14 protein-coding genes and 2 tRNA genes are annotated in these 16841 nt (G+C 70.2%); 7 read left to right on the top strand and 9 right to left on the bottom strand.

The genetic code is table 11. The features are described 5' to 3' along the window. The first annotated feature begins 79 nt into the window (after positions 1-79). Both ACQSSQ_RS16575 and ACQSSQ_RS16570 read left to right on the top strand, forming a co-directional pair. Positions 80-688: a hypothetical protein gene (locus ACQSSQ_RS16575; protein WP_431328216.1), complete on the top strand. Its 609-nt coding sequence runs from the start codon at positions 80-82 to the stop codon at positions 686-688. A 2-nt stretch (positions 689-690) separates the two neighbouring features. Next, positions 691-1467 (top strand): enoyl-CoA hydratase/isomerase family protein, encoded by a 777-nt coding sequence (locus tag ACQSSQ_RS16570; protein WP_431328215.1) that lies wholly within the window; start codon positions 691-693, stop codon positions 1465-1467. 10 nt (positions 1468-1477) lie between these two features. Here ACQSSQ_RS16570 and ACQSSQ_RS16565 read toward each other — a convergent pair whose 3' ends face one another. From ACQSSQ_RS16565 to glyA, 3 genes are read right to left on the bottom strand one after another with little or no spacing between them, the layout of a single operon-like run. Beyond that, positions 1478-1834, bottom strand: a complete 357-nt coding sequence (locus ACQSSQ_RS16565; protein WP_431328214.1) for a DUF3817 domain-containing protein — start codon at positions 1832-1834, stop codon at positions 1478-1480. 23 nt (positions 1835-1857) lie between these two features. Further along, positions 1858-2742, bottom strand: coding sequence for an SURF1 family protein (locus ACQSSQ_RS16560; protein WP_431328213.1), 885 nt, complete (start codon positions 2740-2742; stop codon positions 1858-1860). Beyond that, complete coding sequence (gene glyA, locus ACQSSQ_RS16555; protein WP_431328212.1) at positions 2739-4031, bottom strand: serine hydroxymethyltransferase; 1293 nt, start codon at positions 4029-4031, stop codon at positions 2739-2741. The genes ACQSSQ_RS16560 and glyA overlap by 4 nt, the downstream gene beginning before the upstream one ends. A gap of 276 nt (positions 4032-4307) precedes the next feature. Here glyA and ACQSSQ_RS16550 point away from each other — a divergent pair, with 276 nt between their 5' ends. From ACQSSQ_RS16550 to ACQSSQ_RS16530, 5 genes are all read left to right on the top strand, one after another. Continuing rightward, positions 4308-5903, top strand: a complete 1596-nt coding sequence (locus tag ACQSSQ_RS16550; RefSeq protein WP_431328211.1) for an ABC transporter substrate-binding protein — start codon at positions 4308-4310, stop codon at positions 5901-5903. A 123-nt stretch (positions 5904-6026) separates the two neighbouring features. Then, a complete protein-coding gene (locus ACQSSQ_RS16545) occupies positions 6027-7115 on the top strand; it encodes an ABC transporter permease (RefSeq protein ID WP_431328210.1) in 1089 nt (362 codons plus the stop codon). Positions 7116-7124: 9 nt separating this feature from the next. Next, the gene (locus ACQSSQ_RS16540; RefSeq protein WP_431328209.1) at positions 7125-9785 is read left to right on the top strand and encodes a dipeptide ABC transporter ATP-binding protein; all 2661 of its coding nucleotides are present in this window, start codon (positions 7125-7127) and stop codon (positions 9783-9785) included. A 34-nt stretch (positions 9786-9819) separates the two neighbouring features. Next, the gene (locus ACQSSQ_RS16535) at positions 9820-10587 is read left to right on the top strand and encodes an SGNH/GDSL hydrolase family protein (RefSeq protein ID WP_431328208.1); all 768 of its coding nucleotides are present in this window, start codon (positions 9820-9822) and stop codon (positions 10585-10587) included. A 40-nt stretch (positions 10588-10627) separates the two neighbouring features. Further along, on the top strand, positions 10628-11506 hold the full coding sequence (locus tag ACQSSQ_RS16530; RefSeq protein WP_431328207.1) for an LLM class flavin-dependent oxidoreductase: 879 nt from the start codon (positions 10628-10630) through the stop codon (positions 11504-11506). Positions 11507-11549: 43 nt separating this feature from the next. Here the strand turns inward: ACQSSQ_RS16530 and bsh are convergent, their stop codons facing one another. The 6 genes from bsh to gyrA form a co-directional block, all read right to left on the bottom strand. After that, the gene (gene bsh, locus ACQSSQ_RS16525; RefSeq protein WP_431328206.1) at positions 11550-12497 is read right to left on the bottom strand and encodes a choloylglycine hydrolase; all 948 of its coding nucleotides are present in this window, start codon (positions 12495-12497) and stop codon (positions 11550-11552) included. 215 nt (positions 12498-12712) lie between these two features. Beyond that, a tRNA-Ala gene (locus ACQSSQ_RS16520) sits at positions 12713-12785 on the bottom strand. Between the two features lie 32 nt (positions 12786-12817). After that, positions 12818-12937, bottom strand: a complete 120-nt coding sequence (locus tag ACQSSQ_RS16515) for a DLW-39 family protein (protein WP_228551314.1) — start codon at positions 12935-12937, stop codon at positions 12818-12820. Positions 12938-12964: 27 nt separating this feature from the next. Beyond that, positions 12965-13039, bottom strand: a tRNA-Ile gene (locus ACQSSQ_RS16510). 87 nt (positions 13040-13126) lie between these two features. Next, positions 13127-14302 (bottom strand): DUF3566 domain-containing protein, encoded by a 1176-nt coding sequence (locus ACQSSQ_RS16505; RefSeq protein WP_431328205.1) that lies wholly within the window; start codon positions 14300-14302, stop codon positions 13127-13129. After that, complete coding sequence (gyrA, locus tag ACQSSQ_RS16500; RefSeq protein WP_431328485.1) at positions 14299-16809, bottom strand: DNA gyrase subunit A; 2511 nt, start codon at positions 16807-16809, stop codon at positions 14299-14301. The genes ACQSSQ_RS16505 and gyrA overlap by 4 nt, the downstream gene beginning before the upstream one ends. Between the last annotated feature and the right edge of the window lie 32 nt (positions 16810-16841).

Genomic DNA, 16841 nt, shown 5'->3' with positions numbered 1-16841 from the left:
CAACGTTCAGCCATCAGCGAGGTGACCGCGACGTCGGTACGGTGGAGCGCAAGACACCGTTGTCCATGGAAGGCCAACCATGTTGCTGCGCAAGAAGAAGTCCAAGGGCGAGGTGCTTGCCGAGAAGGCCGGAGAGCTCTGGGAGAGTGCCTCCCAGACGGTCTCCGACGCGGCGGACTCCCTCGCCAGCACAGTCGGGCCGAAGATCGAGGAGGCCCGCGAAGCGGCCGCCCCGGTCGTGGCTCAGACGGTCGCCGACACGCAGGTGCGTGCCAAGGAGGCCACCGAGCTGTCCCGACGCAAGGCCAAGAAGGCTCGCAAGCGTGCGGCCGAGCTCGCGGCGGTGGCCGCTGCCGCTGCCGCAGCGAAGGCCAAGGAACAGGCCGACGCCGACGCGGAGGACCTCCAGGAGCCCAAGAAGAAGAAGCACCGCGTACGCAAGCTGTTCTTCCTCGCCGCCATCGGCGGGGCGATCGCGTTCGCGGTCAAGAAGATGACGGCCCCGCCGTCGGGCGGCAGCTACACCCCGCCGCCCCCGCCGCCGGAGCCGATCCGTCCCAACGCGGCGACCGCCACTCCGCCCAGCCCGTCGGCAGCGCAGCCGCCGGAGGGACTCGACGAGGACGTCGTCGCCCCGTCCGAGGGCGACCCCCGTACGGGACCGGAGTCGTCGTCCGACAAGATCTGAGGGTGTCCGTCACCCTCACGCGCGAACCGAGCGGCGCCGCGATCCTCACCTTCGCGGCGCCGCCGGTCAACCTGTACTCGCTGGAGCTCCACCAGGCGTTCGAGGACGCCCTCGACGAGCTCGCGGCCCAGCCCCCTCGCGCGCTGCTGATCCGCGCCGAGGGCAAGGTCGTCTCCGGCGGCGTCGACGTCTCCCTCTTCGACGCCCAGACCTCGCCGGCCGAGGGCAAGGTCCTCTTCGACCGGATGCTCGAGCTGCCGCTGCGCATCGCCGCGCTCGACTACCCCGTCGTGTTCGCCGCGCACGCGCTCTGCCTGACGTGGGCGCTCGAGGTCGCGCTCGCCTGCGACATCGTCGTCGCCTCCGACCGGGCGAAGTTCGGTCTGGTCGAGAAGGTCGTCGGCCTGACCCCGACGATGGGCGGCACGCAGCGCCTCGCCTCGCGCGCCGGCATCGGCCGGGCCAAGGAGTTCGTGATGACGGGCGACCTGTACGACGCCGCGACCCTCGAGCAGTGGGGCGTGGTCAACCGCGTGCATCCCGTCGACGAGCTCGACGACGCCGTGAATGCGCTCGTCACGTCGCTCGCCTCCGGCCCGACCCGCGCCCACGCCGCCACGAAGGAGGTCCTGCGCGCGGTCGAGCGTGGCGGGGTCGCTGCGGCGGACGCCGAGATCACGTCGATCGCGGCGGCGCTCTACGACACCGAGGACATGCGGACGGCGATCCGTTCGTTCCTCGAGGACGGGCCCGGCAAGGCGACGTACGTCGGCCGCTGAGGCCGGCCCGCTACTGCGCCGCGGCCGCCTCGGCCTCCGCCTCGTACGAGGCCCACAGCTCCTTGGTGTGCTGCGTCGCGCGGTGCTCGGCCCAGAACGACACGAACGGGATCGTGGCGAGGATCATCGTCGTGACGGTGAAGCCGACGCTCCATCCCGCCTGGCGGGAGAGCACGGCCGTGATCACCAGCAGGACCATGTAGAACACGCCGTGGATCGGGGAGATCGACGCGGTGAACTCACCGATGTCGTACAGGGTGCCGCCCTCGTCGACGACCATCTTGATGATCCAGCCACCGACGACGGCGATCACGAAGAAGCTGACGACGAGCGCGAGGACCCGGTAGGCGGTGAGTGTCTTGGGCACGCCTTCGAGCGTACCTGCGGGCCTCAACGCACCGACGACGACGTCCGGTCCTGCTCCTCGCGGGCGTGAGCACGGGCACGCGCCGCCTCCTGAGCGGCGCGCTTGGCCGCCGGCACGCGCGGTTGAGTCACCCCGCCCTCGCGCCGGATGTCCTGGCACATCCGCCACCACATGAAGATCGCGAACGCGCCGAAGATCCACCACTCGATCGCGTAGAAGAGGTTGCGCAGCCCCGCGGTGCCGTCCTGCGTCGGCTCGGGCACGACCGCCGGAGCCAGGCCGGCGGGGTCGGCGGGCTCCTGCGCCGTCACGATGCCGTAGCCGCCGTAGAGGTCGTACGGCATGACGTTGACCAGGCGCGGGATCCGGACGCCGTCGATGACGCGGGCCTCCTCGTCGAACCCGAAGCCGCGGGCGTCCCCGGCCTGGAGCACCGCCTCGATCGCGACCTCACCGTCCGGGACCGCGGGGAGGGCGCCCGCGTCCGGCGACCACCCGCGGACCACGAGGAGCGCCGCGGGCCGGTCGGACGACGTCGGTACGCCGTCGACGAGGACCGGCGCCACGAGCCAGTAGCCGTCCCGGCCGTCCTGCTCGCGACCGGACACCCACACCTGCTCCTCGGCCGGCGCGTAGGTGCCCGTCACGGTCACCGTGCGGAAGTCCGCCGACGTCGTGAACGGGTCGTCCGGTCCGAGCACGTCCTGGACGGGCGCGACGGCGACGGTGCCCTGGTCGTGCTGCGCCTCCGCGCGGCGGTCGTCGTACACGCCCATCTGCCACAGCCCCATCGAGACCGTGAAGGCGACCGCCGCCACGACGAGGACGTGGAGTCCCCACAGCCGTGGCGACAGCCATCCCACGGCGGGACGGGTGGCGTCGGGGCGACCGGGCGGTGACGGAGTCACGCCAGCGGCGCCAGCGACGGGTAGAGCGGGAACCGGTCGGCGAGCACGGCGACCCGCTTGCGGAGCGACTCGGCGTCGGCCAGCTCGGGCTGGAGCGCCTCCGCGATGATGTCGGCGACCTCGCGGAACTCCTCGGCCCCGAAGCCACGGGTCGCGAGCGCCGGCGTGCCGATCCGCAGGCCCGAGGTGACCATGGGCGGCCGCGGGTCGTTGGGGACGGCGTTGCGATTGACCGTGATCCCGACCTCGTGGAGGCGGTCCTCGGCCTGCTGGCCGTCGAGCGTGGAGTCGCGCAGGTCGACCAGGACCAGGTGCACCTCGGTGCCGCCGGTGAGGACGCTCACGCCGGCGTTCTTCATGTCCTCGGCGGTGAGACGCTCGGCGAGGATGCGGGCGCCCTCGAGCGTGCGCTCCTGCCGGTCCTTGAACTCCGGCTGGGCCGCCATCTTGAACGCGACCGCCTTCGCGGCGATGACGTGCTCGAGCGGACCGCCCTGCTGGCCCGGGAAGACCGCCGAGCGGATCTTCTTGCCGATCTCCTCGTCGTTGGTGAGGATCACGCCGCCGCGCGGGCCGCCGAGGGTCTTGTGCGTCGTCGAGGTGACGACGTGCGCGTGCGGGAGGGGGCTCGGGTGGAGGCCGGCCGCGACCAGACCCGCGAAGTGGGCCATGTCGACCATGAGCTTGGCGTCGACCTCGTCGGCGATGGCGCGGAACTCGGCGAAGTCGAGCTGACGCGGGTACGCCGACCAGCCGGCGATGATCAGCTGCGGGCGGTGCTCGTGAGCCAGGCGACGGACCTCGTCCATGTCGACGCGGTGGTCCTCGTCGCGGACGTGGTAGGCCACGACGTTGTAGAGCTTGCCGGAGAAGTTGATCCGCATGCCGTGGGTCAGGTGGCCGCCGTGCGCGAGGTCGAGACCGAGGATCGTGTCGCCCGGCTTGATCAGGGCGTGCATGGCCGAGGCGTTGGCCTGGGCACCGGAGTGCGGCTGGACGTTGGCGTACGCCGCCCCGAACAGCGCCTTCAGACGGTCGATCGCGAGGTTCTCGGTGATGTCGACGAACTCGCAGCCGCCGTAGTAGCGCTTGCCGGGGTAGCCCTCCGCGTACTTGTTGGTCATCACGCTGCCCTGCGCCTGGAGGACGCCGAGCGGAGCGAAGTTCTCCGACGCGATCATCTCCAGCGTCCCCTGCTGGCGACCGAGCTCGGCGTCGATGGCGGCCGCGACCTCGGGGTCGAACTCGGCGAGGGTCTGGTTCAGCGCGGACGGCTGGTTCGTGGTCATCGAGCGGTCTCCTGGAGCGCGGCGACGGGACGGAAGGCGGAGGATTCGCCCTTCCCAGCGTAACGGGCGGGACCCCACGGCGGGCCTTCGCGTCGGGCCCGCGACGCCTCACGGTCTAGATAACAGTCGCGTGAAGGTTGGGCGTCCGTCCTAGGTGGACGCCCCAGGCAGGAGTAGCGTGCCGACCGGCTGTCCGCCATGCGGACATCCTTACCGACGCGGGGCGGCCGAGCGCGAAATCCTTCGGCCGCGCCCCTCCGACACGAGGAGAACGACGTGAACAAGCTGAGAGCAGCAGCGGCGCTCGCTGGTGCGACGGCCCTGGCCCTGGGCGCCTCGGCGTGCGGTGCCGGCAACAACAGCGACGATGACTCGAGCTCGGGCGGCGAGAGCCTCGTCGTCGGCACGACCGACAAGGTCGTCTCGATCGACCCGGCCGCCTCGTACGACAACGGCTCGCTGATGATCCAGACGCAGGTCTACCAGTACCTGCTGAACTTCCCCGAGGGCGAGACCGAGCCCCAGCCCGACGCGGCGGAGAAGTGCGAGTTCGACACGCCGACGACGTACACCTGCACGATGAAGGACGGCCTCACGTTCGCCAACGGCAACCCGCTGACGGCCAAGTCGGTGGCGTTCTCGTTCCAGCGCATCGTGGACATCAACGACCCGAACGGTCCCGCCTCGCTGCTCGTCAACATGGCGAAGGTCGAGGCCAAGGACGACAAGACCGTGGTCTTCACGCTGAAGTCGCCCGACGACCAGACGTTCCCGCAGGTCCTCGTCACCTCGGCCGGACCGATCGTCGACGAGCAGACCTACCCGGCGGACAAGCCGCTCAGCGACGAGGAGGCCGTGAAGGCCCAGGGCTTCTCCGGCCCGTACACGATCGGGAAGTACCAGAAGGGTCAGCTCGCCGAGTTCAAGGCGAACGACGACTACGACGGTGCCTACAACGACCCGCAGGTCGACACGGTCACGCTGAAGACCTACACCGACAGCAACAACCTCAAGCTCGACATCGAGAAGAAGAACATCGACGTCGCGTGGCGCTCGCTGACGCCGACCGACATCGAGAGCCTCGAGGGCACCGACGGCGTCACCGTCCACAAGGGCGCCGGCGGCGAGCTCCGCTACATCGTCTTCAACCTCAAGACGATGCCGGGCGACACCGACGCCCAGAAGCTCGCGATCCGCAAGGCGGTCGCCTCCTCGCTGGACCGCGACGCGCTGTCCGAGCAGGTCTACAAGGGCACCTACACGCCGGCGTACTCGCCGATCCCGCAGGGGCTGCCCGGCGCGACCGAGCCGTTCAAGGAGATGTACGGCGAGAAGCCGGACAAGGCCGCGGCCGAGAAGCTCCTCACCGACGCCGGGGTCACCACGCCGGTGACGCTCAACATCCAGTACAACCCGGACCACTACGGCGACAGCTCCGACCAGGAGTACAACGAGGTCAAGCGTCAGCTCGAGGACACCGGCCTCTTCAAGGTCAACCTCCAGGCGTCGGAGTGGACGACCTACACCGAGGAGCGCGTCAAGGACTCGTACCCGGTCTACCAGCTCGGCTGGTTCCCGGACTTCCCTGACGGCGACAACTACGTGACGCCGTTCTTCGACAAGGAGAACTACGTCCAGAACCACTACGAGGACCCGCAGATGACCGCGCTCCTCGCCGAGGAGCGCACCGAGCCCGACAAGGCCAAGCGCGAGGAGCTCCTCGGACAGGTCCAGACGCTGGCGGCCGAGCAGATCTCGACGCTGCCGCTGCTGACCGGTGCGCAGGTCGCGGTCGCGACCGACGACGTCAAGGGTGTCGAGAACACCCTCGACGCGGCGTTCAAGTTCCGCCTGACCTCGCTGTCGAAGTAACGGCACCCGAGGTTTGCGCACCACCTGAGCGAGGGGCGGGTCCCGGTTCCGACCGGGGCTCGCCCCTGCTCGTCTGCACCTCTTCGAAGCAGTGAGAACCACCTCTCTTGGAAGGTTGAGCCGATGGCGACGACCGAGCTCCTGACCGGACCCGAGCAGCCCGAGGCACCGCAGTCGCGGCCCCGCTCCGGCGGAATGAGCCCGCTGACCCGCTACCTCCTCGTGCGCGTGGCCCTGGTGATCCCGATGGTCTGGATCCTGGTCACGTTCGTGTTCTTCCTGATGCGGGTGATCGGCGACCCGATCAGCGCCGCGCAGGGCGGGCGGCTCACGCCGGAGCAGATCGACGAGCGCAAGGCCGCAGCCGGCCTCGACGCCCCGATCCTCCAGCAGTACTGGGACTACATCACCGGCATCCTGCACGGCGACTTCGGCACGGCGATGACCGACGGCCGGGCGATCTCCGACGTGCTCATCGTCAACGGCGCCGCCACGCTCGAGCTGGCCTTCTGGGCGCTGCTGGTGGCGTTCTCGCTCGGGGTCCCGCTCGGGCGCCTCGCCGCGCGCCACCGCGACACGTGGCCCGACGCGGTGCTGCGCGTCTTCTCGATCCTCGTCTACGCCGCCCCGGTGTTCTTCGTGGGGCTGCTGCTCAAGCTGGCCTTCGTACCGCTCGGGCTCCCGGTCGCCGGCCGCGCCAGCACGTCGGTCGAGCTGGCGCTGCAGGACGTCGACCCGCAGACGCACATCATGATCGTCGACGCGATCCTCTGGGGCGACCCCGCGTACGTCTGGGACGTGCTCAAGCACGCGATCCTCCCGGCGATCGCGCTGGGCCTGCTGACCGGCGGCATCTTCCTGCGGCTGGTCCGGGTCAACCTGATCGACACGCTGCGCACCGACCACGTCACCGCCACCCGCGCCCGCGGCATCCCCGAGCGCCGCGTGGTGAAGAAGCACGCCTACCGCAACGCCCTCGTGCCCGTGGTCACCGTGATGGGTCTGCAGGTGGCGCTGCTGCTCGGCGGCGCGGTCCTCACCGAGACGACGTTCGAGTGGCAGGGGCTCGGCTACACGCTGGCGGACTACCTGGTGAAGCGCGACTTCATCGCGGTCCAGGGCATCGTCACCCTGATCGCCATCATCGTGGCGGTCGCCAGCCTGCTCATCGACGTCATCGTCGCGTTCGTCGACCCCCGCGTGCGGTTCTGAGGAGACCCGATGATCTCTCTGCTCAAGTCCACCCGCGGTCTCCAGCGCGGGATGCTCATCGCCGGCCTCGTGCTGGTCACCGTCTTCGTCTTCCTCGCGATCTTCGCGCCGTGGCTGGCGCCGTACGGGTTCAACGAGACCCGTGTCGACGGCGTCCCCTTCGGTACGCAGCAGCCGCCGTCGGCCGAGCACTGGTGGGGCACCACCGTGGGTGGCCAGGACGTGCTCTCCCGTGTCATCTACGGCGCGCGCACCGCGGTCGAGGTGATCGTGCTCGCGGTCTCCTTCTCGCTCCTGATCGGGGTGCCGCTCGGTCTGCTGTCCGGCTTCCTCGCCGGGCCCGTGGACCGCGTCCTCGTGCTGGTGATGGACGCGCTGTACGCGTTCCCGTCGCTGCTGCTGGCGATCGTGGTCGCGATCGTGATCGGCGGAGGCTCGTCCGGCGTGGTCGGAGGCATCCTCGCGGCGGCCATCGCGCTGACGGTCGTCTTCATCCCGCAGTACTTCCGTGTCGTCCGCAACGCCACGCTGGCGGTCAAGGTCGAGCCGTACGTCGACGCGGCCCGCGTCGTCGGCACCCGCACGCCGCGCATCCTCTTCCGCCACATCCTCGCCAACGTCCGCCAGTCGGTGCCCGTGATCGCCACGCTCAACGCGTCCGAGGCCATCCTCACGCTGGCCGCGCTGGGCTTCCTCGGCTTCGGCATCGAGCCCTCGTCGGCTGCGGAGTGGGGCTACGACCTCAACAAGGCGATGTCGGACGCGACCAACGGCATCTGGTGGACCGGCGTCTTCCCCGGCATGGCGATCGTCCTCATGGTGATGGGCGTGACCTTGGTGGGCGAGAGCCTCAACGACGTGCTCAACCCGCTCCTCAAGGCGCGCGGCGGTGACACCACGACCTCCGACGAGGAGGAGATCAGCGCCGAGTACGCCGAGGCGGTCGCGGAGGACGGCCTCGACGAGGAGGTGGCCGAGGAGGCCGCCGCCGTGGACGAGGACGTACGCCGCGTCGCGACCCTGAGCCTCACCGACCTCGCGGTCACCTTCCGTACCGGGGCAGCACCCGTCCACGCGGTCAAGGGCGTCAGCTTCGACATCGCCCCGGGCGAGGTGGTCGCGGTCGTCGGCGAGTCGGGTTCCGGCAAGTCGGTGACCTCCCGGGCCGTCATGGGTCTGCTGCCCTCCACGGCGGTGGTCTCGGGCTCGGCCCTGCTGCGGACCGGCTCGGGCGACTCGCGCGAGATGATCGGGATGTCCGAGCGCAGGCTCCGCGCCGTCCGCGGCGACCAGGTGTCGATGATCTTCCAGGAGCCCGGTACGGCGCTCGACCCGGTCTACACGGTCGGCTGGCAGATCGTGGAGATGATCCGGACGCACCGCGACGTCTCCAAGAAGGAGGCGCGGGCGCGGGCGGTCGAGCTCCTGGACCTGGTCGGGCTCCCCGACCCGGAGCGCCGGGTGGACTACTACCCGCACCAGCTCTCCGGCGGCCAGAAGCAGCGCGTGATGATCGCGATGGCGATCGCGCTCGAGCCGGACGTCATCATCGCCGACGAGCCCACCACTGCGCTCGACGTCACCGTGCAGGCCGCCATCATCGAGCTGCTCCTCGACCTGCGGGACCGGCTCGGGACCGCGATCGTCCTCATCACCCACAACATGGGGGTCGTCGCCGACGTCGCGGACCGCGCCGTCGTGATGTACCGCGGTGAGATCGTGGAGCAGGCTCCGGTCGACCGGCTGTTCGCCCAGCCACGCCACCCGTACACCCGCCGGCTGCTCGACGCCGTGCCCCACCTCGGCCAGGGCGCGGGCGCGCCGCCGGTGGCGGACGACGCGCCGACGGTGCTGACGATGCAGGGCGTCACCGTGGAGTTCGCCGGACGGCTCGGTCAGCCGTCGTTCCGTGCCGTCGACGACGTGGACCTGGTCCTGCGGCGCGGTGAGGTCCTCGGCCTGGTCGGTGAGTCGGGGAGCGGCAAGTCGACCCTCGGGCGCGTCGCCGTCGGCCTGCAGAAGGCGAGCGACGGCACCGTGCTCATCGGCGACGAGGACATCACCACGATGTCCGACCGGCGCCTGCGCCCGCACCGAGGCCGCTTCGGCTTCGTCTTCCAGGACCCGGCGGCCTCGCTGAACCCGCACCTGACGATCAGCGAGTGCGTCGCCGAGCCCCTGAAGGTGCAGAGCGAGCTCTCGACCGCCGACCAGCGGGCCAAGGTCGCCGCACTGCTCGACCGGGTGCAGCTGCCGGCGTCGTACGCCACGCGCTACCCGCACGAGCTGTCGGGCGGCCAGCGCCAGCGCGTCAGCCTCGCCCGCGCCCTGGCGCTCGACCCCGACCTGCTCATCGCGGACGAGCCGACCTCGGCCCTCGACGTGTCGGTGCAGGCCAAGGTGCTGGAGCTGTTCTCCGAGCTGCAGCGCGACCTGCAGTTCGCCTGCCTGTTCATCAGCCACGACCTGGCCGTCGTCGACGCGCTGGCCAACCGGGTCGCCGTGATGCGCCACGGGCGGATCGTCGAGGAAGGCACGCGGCAGGAGGTGCTGCACGCTCCCCGCGAGGAGTACACGCGGCAGCTCATCGCGGCGGTGCCCGTGCCCGACCCGGCCGAGCAGCGCCGCCGTCGGGACGCCCGGGGCGCGCTGCTGACCGACGTGGAGTGAGGGTCCTAGTCACTTTGTTGAGTACTATGGTGACATGACCACCTATCGACGCTTCGTGGCCCTCGGTGACAGCGTGACCGAGGGGATCGGCGACGACCTCCACCCCGACGGCACGCCCCAGGGTTGGGCCGACCGGCTGGCCGTGCGCCTGGCGGCAGCCTCTCCCGACCTTCGCTACGCCAACCTGGCCGTCCGAGGGAAGCTGACCCGTGCCATCCGCCTCGAGCAGCTGGACGCGGCACGCGCCCTGGAGCCCGACCTGGTGGGAGTCGTCGCCGGCATGAACGACCTGATCCGGCCGCGCTTCGACGTCGGCGCGGTGACCGACGACGTCGAGCACATGGTGTCGACGCTGCGTGGCGAGGGTGCCGCCGTCCTGATGATGACGTTCCCCGATCTCTCGGCCGTCTCGCCGGTGGGTCGCCTCCTCCGCACCCGTGTCCTCGCCCTCAACTCCGCCCTGAGGGCCGTGGCAGCGCGGCAGGAGGCCGTCATCCTCGACGTCAGGGAGGCACCGTCCTCCGGCGACCCGCGTCTGTGGGCCGACGACCGTCTCCACCTGAACGCGGCTGGGCACACGATGCTGGCCGAGGCGATGGGGAGCGTGCTGGGCGTCCCGAGCGACGGCGCGTGGCGCGACCCGCTGCCCCCGCCGGCTCCGCGGAACCTGCGCGTGCGGGTCCAGACCGAGGCCACCTGGCTCCGCGGTCACCTGGGCCCCTGGATCGGGAGGCGCGTCACGGGGCGGTCGTCCGGCGACGGACGTACGGCGAAGGCACCAGCACTCCGCCCCGTGGTCTGAGCAACGGGCTCACGTCGGCCGCACCCGTTACCGTCGTCCCATGCGGGTGGGTGTGGTGATCCTTCCGGACCAGCGGTGGAGCGAGGCGCGTCGCCGCTGGGAGGGCGCCGAGGCGTACGGCTTCGCCCACGCGTGGTCGTACGACCACATCGGCTGGCGCGACCTCGTCGACGGACCGTGGTTCGACGCGGTCGGGACGTTGAGCGCCGCGGCGACCGTCACCTCGCGCATCCGCCTGGGCACGATGGTCGCCTCACCGAACTTCCGTCACCCGGCTCGCTTCGTCCGTGAGATCACGACGCTCGACGACCTCTCTTCCGGACGGTTCGTGCTCGGCGTCGGCGCGGGCGGCGTGGCCGGCTACGACAACTACGTGACGGGCAGTACGCCGTTGCCGCCACGGGCACGGGTCGACCGGTTCTCGGAGTTCCTCGACCTGCTCGACCGGATCCTCCGGGGAGAGCACGTCACGCACCACGGCGACTACTTCTCCGTCGTCGACGCGCGGAGTGCGCCCGGCTGCGTCCAGACGCCGCGGGTGCCCTTCGTCGTCGCGGCCACCGGCCCGCGATCCATGCGCCTCGTCACGTACTACGGCCAGGGCTGGGTGACGACCGGGGGAGCAGCGGACGACGTCGAGGGCTGGTGGCGGACGGTCGCCGAGCAGGTCGCACGGTTCGACGAGGTGCTCGGTGCGTCCGGCCGCGACCCTGCCTCGATCGACCGCCATCTCATGCTGGACCCGGCCCCGCCGGTCTACTCGCTCTCGAGCGTCGGCTACTTCGAGGACGCGGTGGGTCGTGCCTCGGAGCTGGGCTTCACCGACGTCGTCACGCACTGGCCGCGGCGCGAGAGCTGGTTCGCGGGCGACGAGGCCGTCCTCGACGAGGTGGCGACGACCGTCCTGCCGCGGCTCTGACGCCGTCGGCCGGGTCCGGCACGGAGGCGTCGCGCCGTCCGCGCTAGATGACTGCGAGCTCCGTCCCGCCCGGCGAGTGGTCCGCCATCGTCACGCTCCGGATCGCCGGGTCCTCGTAGGTGTTCCAGTAGTAGGTCGTCGTCCTCGACGAGAAGACACCCGTGTAGATGGTCTTCTCGAACTCGCCCGAGGCCATCGCGGCGCACCCGTCCACCATCGCGACCTGTTGCAGGGTGTGAAACGCGCGACTGACGTTCTCCTCCTCGCTCGCCTTGTCCGGATAGTGCTCGTTGACGTAGGCAGCACGGACGAACCTGGAGGGTGAGTAGTAGTCGCCGGGGATGCCGCGCATCTGCGACCCCGATCCGAAGGGGGTGAGGTGGTCCCTGCCGAGCACGACCTCCTCGGGGAACGCAGGCGAGGCGTTGAGGTAGTTGCGCAGGTTCTCGTGGTGCCACGCAAAGCCGGGCTGGTTCGCCAGGACGTCGACGTCGTCGTCAAAGACGTGCATGCCGTCGCTCGTGTGCTCCACCACGATGGCGCGATCCGTGTCGCCGATGATCCAGTGCAGCAGCGAGCTCGGGTACTTCTCGTTGATCGGCCTGTCGACGATGACGACGTTCTCGAGCGCCGCGGCGGCCTGGTCGACGCTGGAGAACTGCGAGGCCACCCAGAGCGGGAACTCGTACGCGGCGACGTTGGTCGCACCCTCGACAGGCTCCGATGCGTAGGCCGCGTATCCCGGGAAGTTCAGTCCCGCCACGGCCAGGCCTGCGTCGTTGCCGCAGTCGAAGTAGAGCGGCGTACCCTCCTCGACGATGCCCATGCCGATGGTCGCGTGGCTGATGTCCGACACCGCTCCGAACGGCGACCGTGGGGCGTACCCCGTGGGTGTCACGACGACGCGCTCGCCGTAGCCGCTCGTCCAGTCGAGGTTCCGCGCGAGATAGAGGCTGCCGCTCTCGCCGCTGAATCTGATTCCGGTGCACACGTCGACGCCCCCCGTCCTCGGTGAGATCGAGCGGAGGGATCCGGTGCGCCCCGCCCGTTGTGACCACCGCACGCGCCTGCCGTCGATGGCGAGCTCGGGCGGTGCTTCCAGCGTGAACGGGGGGTGGACGACCGGCAACTCGACCGTGGGAAGCACGAAGGCCGGACCCTGAAGCAGGATCCGGCCTCTCGTCGATCTCGCACGAGATCAGAGTGTGGAGCTGAGGGGACTCGAACCCCTAACCCCCTGCTTGCAAAGCAGGTGCGCTACCAATTGCGCCACAGCCCCGGATGGCGCGGGCGCGGGGGCCCGGCAGCCGGTCAGACCTTGTCGGTGGCCTCGGCCCAGAGCTGCTGCTCGTTGCGGCCGGCCTTCTTCTTCCGGTTCACCACCGCGAAGAGACCTGCAGCGGCGATGGCGGCGATCACGAGCTTCTTCATCAGACACTCCTCTGGGTGGGGGTCGAGTGGGCCTAACAGGACTTGAACCTGTGACCTCTTCCTTATCAGGGAAGCGCTCTAACCAAGCTGAGCTATAGGCCCTCGGTCTCCGAAGCGGTGACCGACGGAGACTTTACCTGGTGGTCGGTCGCCCGCCCAAATCGGGGTCCCCGTCCACCAGGCGCACGATCAGTCGTCCTCCGCGAGAGTCACCTCGAACCCGCCGAGCAGCTGCGCGGCGAGGTTGTAGAGGAAGGCTCCGACGGTCGCGAGCGCGGTGATCAGGATGACGTCGATCGCTGCGATGACGATGGTCAGACCGATGATGCGACCGAAGCCGACGTACTCACCGATGTCGAACGCGTCCGCGTTGTCGTTGAGGACGGTCGCGACGCTCGAGTTGATCGCGTCCCAGACGCCTGCGGCGCCGAGGACGGCCCACACCAGCGTCACCGCGACGACGGTGACGATGCCGAGGGCGATCGCGAGCGCGAACGACATCTTCATCACCGACCACGGGTCCACCCGGTGGACGCGCAGGCGCGCCTTGCGGGTCGGGGACTTCGCGGGCTTCTTCTCGTCGCGCGGAGACTCCTCGTACGGCTTCGGGCGACGCTGCTTGCGCGAGCGTCCGGCGTCGACCGGAGCCACGGTGGGCTCGGAGACGACCGGCTGCCGGGTCGTCGGCGCCTCGGCGGCCTTGGCGTCGGCCTCGGCGATCGAGCCCGCGGTCGGGACCGGCACCTTCGGTGTCGTCGGCTTCGCGCCCGGAGTCGCGTGCTTGGCGTCGGTGGCAGGCTTCGCGCCCGTCGGGGAGCCCGGCGTGCCGGTCGCCGGCTTCGCCGGGTCAGCGGTGCGGGCGTTGGCGGCTGCCGCTGCCCCCGTTGCCGCAGCCCCCGCTGCCGGGGCGGTCGGTGAGGACGGCGCCGCCGGGGTCTGGGTGGCCGGCGGGGTCGGCTTGGCCGCAGGCGACGGCTGACCGGTCGGCTTGGTCGTCGGCGCGGGCGCGGACGGGCTGGCCGGTGCCGTGGACTGGGGGCGGGCCTGCGGCGCAGGTGCGGACTGCGGGCGCTGAGGGGCGGGGGACGCCTGAGGACGCTGTGGCTGTCCTCCCTGTCCCTGCGGCTGGCCGTTGCGTCCGGGCGCGGCGGACGGTGCGTCCGCCGGCTTGGTCGGCGCAGGCGAGGGCGCAGCGTTGGACGCCGTCTGCGGCGGGCTCGTCGGCCGCGGTGCCTGGCGCCCCCCGTTCAGGCTTCCCGGCGTGGGCTGAGCAGGCCGACGCTGGTCGCCGTTGACGGCGCTCGTGTCGGGTGCGCTCTGCCGCGGCCGCTGGGGAGCCGTGGGGTTCGGCTTGCGGTCCGTCATGCTTCCTCCTGGGCGTCGGGGGTGCTGGTCTCAGGCTCCGTTGCCTCGACCGACTCCTCGGCGTCGGACTCATCGACTGTATCCAACAGTGGGGAGTTCTCCTCATTCCGCGCAAGGGCGACCACTTCGTCGTCCCCCTTCACGCCGACGAACTTCACACCCATCGTGTCACGCCCGGTCTTGGTGACGTCCGCCACGCGAGACCGCGTGACCTGGCCGCTGGCCTTGATCGCGATGATCTCGTCCTCGTCGTCGACGACCAGAGCACCCACGAGCGAGCCGCGCTCGTCCTGGAGCTTCATGGCCTTGATGCCGAGGCCGCCCCTGCCCTGCAGGCGGTACTGCTCGACCGGGGTCTTCTTCGCGTAGCCGCCGTTGGTGGCGGTGAAGACGAACTGCTGGTCCTCGTCGGTGCCCGAGCGGATGACCGACATGGACAGCAGCTCGTCGGAGTCCCGGAACTTCATGCCCGTGACGCCCGAGGTCGCCCGGCCCATCGGGCGCAGCGCCTCGTCGTCGGCGGTGAACCGGATCGACTGCGCGCGCCGCGAGAACAGGACCAGGTCGTCGTCGGGGCTCACCAGCTCCGCTCCGACCAGCTCGTCGTCGGCGTCGCGGAAGTTGATCGCGATGACGCCGGCCTGGCGCGGGCTGTTGTAGTCGGCGAGACGCGTCTTCTTGACCAGGCCGTGCTTCGTCGCGAGGACGAGGTAGGGCGACTGGTAGTAGTCGCGGATCGCGAGGACCTGGGCGATCTGCTCGTCCGGCTGGAACTGCAGCAGCCCGGCGACGTGGCCGCCCTTGGCGTCGCGCCCGGCCTCCGGCAGCTGGTAGGCCTTGGCGCGGTAGACCCGGCCCGCAGTGGTGAAGAACAGGATCCACTGGTGCGTCGTCGTCGAGAACAGGTGGTCGACGACGTCGTCTCCGCGCAGCGTCGCGCCGCGGACTCCCTTGCCGCCGCGCTTCTGGACGCGGTAGAGGTCGGTCTTGGTCCGCTTCACGTAGCCGCCGCGGGTGATGGTGACCACCACGTCCTCGTCGGGGATCAGGTCCTCGATGGACAGGTCGCCGTCGGCGGGGATGATGCGCGTACGACGCTCGTCGCCGTACTTCTCGACGATCGCGGTGAGCTCCTCGGCGACGATCGACCGCTGGCGGGTGACGTTGGCGAGGATGTCCTTGAAGTCGGCGATCTCGGCCTCGATCTCGGCCAGCTCGTCGATGATCTTCTGGCGCTCGAGGGCGGCGAGTCGGCGCAGCTGCATGTCGAGGATGGCGCGCGCCTGGATCTCGTCGATCTCGAGCAGCCGGATCAGACCGTCGCTCGCGTCCTCGGTGGTCTGGCTCGCACGGATGAGCGCAATGACCTCGTCGAGCATGTCGAGCGCCTTGACCAGTCCGCGCAGGACGTGCGCGCGCTCCTCGGCCTTGCGGAGGAGGTACTCGGTGCGGCGCCTGATGACCTCGACCTGGTGCTCGATCCAGTTGGTGATGAACTGGTCGAGGGTGAGGGTGCGCGGCACCTCGTCGACGAGCGCGAGCATGTTGGCCGAGAAGTTCGACTGGAGCTCGGTGTGCTTGTAGAGGTTGTTGAGCACCACGCGCGCGACCGCGTCGCGCCGCAGCTCGACGACCAGGCGGCGGCCGACCCGCGAGCTCGACTCGTCACGGACGTCCGAGATGCCCTGGACGCGTCCGGAGTTGACGAGGTCGGCGATCTTGAGGAGCAGGTTGTCGGGGTTGACCTGGTAGGGCAGCTCCTTGACGACGAGCTGGATCTTGCCCTTCGAGTCCTCCTCGATGTCGACCACGGCGCGCATCGGGACGGAGCCGCGGCCGGTGCGGTAGACGTCCTCGATGCCCTTGGTGCCGACGATCAGCGCGTTGGTCGGGAAGTCGGGGCCCTTGATCCGCTCCATGAGCGCCTCGAGGAGCTCCTCGCGGGACGCGTCGGGGTGCTCGAGCGCCCAGATCGCGCCCTCGGCGACCTCGCGGAGGTTGTGCGGCGGGATGTTGGTCGCCATGCCGACCGCGATGCCGGCCGACCCGTTGACGAGCAGGTTGGGGATCCGGGCGGGGAGCACCGTCGGCTCGAGCGAACGGCCGTCGTAGTTCGGCGTGAAGTCGACGGTCTCCTTCTCGATGTCGCGGACCATCTCCATCGCGATCGGCGCGAGCCGGCACTCCGTGTAGCGCATGGCGGCCGCGTCGTCGTTGCCCGGCGAGCCGAAGTTGCCCTGGCCGTCGACCATCGGGTAGCGGAGCACCCACGGCTGCGCGAGGCGTACGAGGGTGTCGTAGATCGCGGTGTCGCCGTGCGGGTGGTACTGACCCATCACGTCACCGACGATGCGCGAGCACTTGCTGAAGCCGCGGTCGGGGCGGTAGCCGCCGTCGTACATCGCGTAGAGCACGCGGCGGTGCACCGGCTTGAGCCCGTCACGGACGTCGGGGAGGGCCCGCGCGACGATGACGCTCATGGCGTAGTCGATGTACGACCGCTGCATCTCGGTCTGCAGCTCGACGCGCTCGATCCGCT

It is taken from the genome of Mumia spirodelae, assembly GCF_050632745.1.
Classification (GTDB): Bacteria; Actinomycetota; Actinomycetes; order Propionibacteriales; family Nocardioidaceae; genus Mumia.
The sequence above is the reverse complement of the archived record's forward strand: the minus strand, read 5'-3'. Positions and strand labels throughout refer to the sequence as shown.

Bases quoted from the DNA above. Each gene is read 5' to 3' on its own strand.
- ACQSSQ_RS16575 (WP_431328216.1), top strand. From the start codon at position 80: ATGTTGCTGCGCAAGAAGAAGTCCAAGGGCGAGGTGCTTGCCGAGAAG.
- glyA (WP_431328212.1), bottom strand. From the start codon at position 4,031: ATGACCACGAACCAGCCGTCCGCGCTGAACCAGACCCTCGCCGAGTTC.
- ACQSSQ_RS16545 (WP_431328210.1), top strand. From the start codon at position 6,027: ATGGCGACGACCGAGCTCCTGACCGGACCCGAGCAGCCCGAGGCACCG.
- ACQSSQ_RS16540 (WP_431328209.1), top strand. From the start codon at position 7,125: ATGATCTCTCTGCTCAAGTCCACCCGCGGTCTCCAGCGCGGGATGCTC.
- ACQSSQ_RS16535 (WP_431328208.1), top strand. From the start codon at position 9,820: ATGACCACCTATCGACGCTTCGTGGCCCTCGGTGACAGCGTGACCGAG.
- ACQSSQ_RS16530 (WP_431328207.1), top strand. From the start codon at position 10,628: ATGCGGGTGGGTGTGGTGATCCTTCCGGACCAGCGGTGGAGCGAGGCG.
- ACQSSQ_RS16515 (WP_228551314.1), bottom strand. From the start codon at position 12,937: ATGAAGAAGCTCGTGATCGCCGCCATCGCCGCTGCAGGTCTCTTCGCG.
- ACQSSQ_RS16505 (WP_431328205.1), bottom strand. From the start codon at position 14,302: ATGACGGACCGCAAGCCGAACCCCACGGCTCCCCAGCGGCCGCGGCAG.
- gyrA (WP_431328485.1), bottom strand. From the start codon at position 16,809: ATGCAGCGGTCGTACATCGACTACGCCATGAGCGTCATCGTCGCGCGG.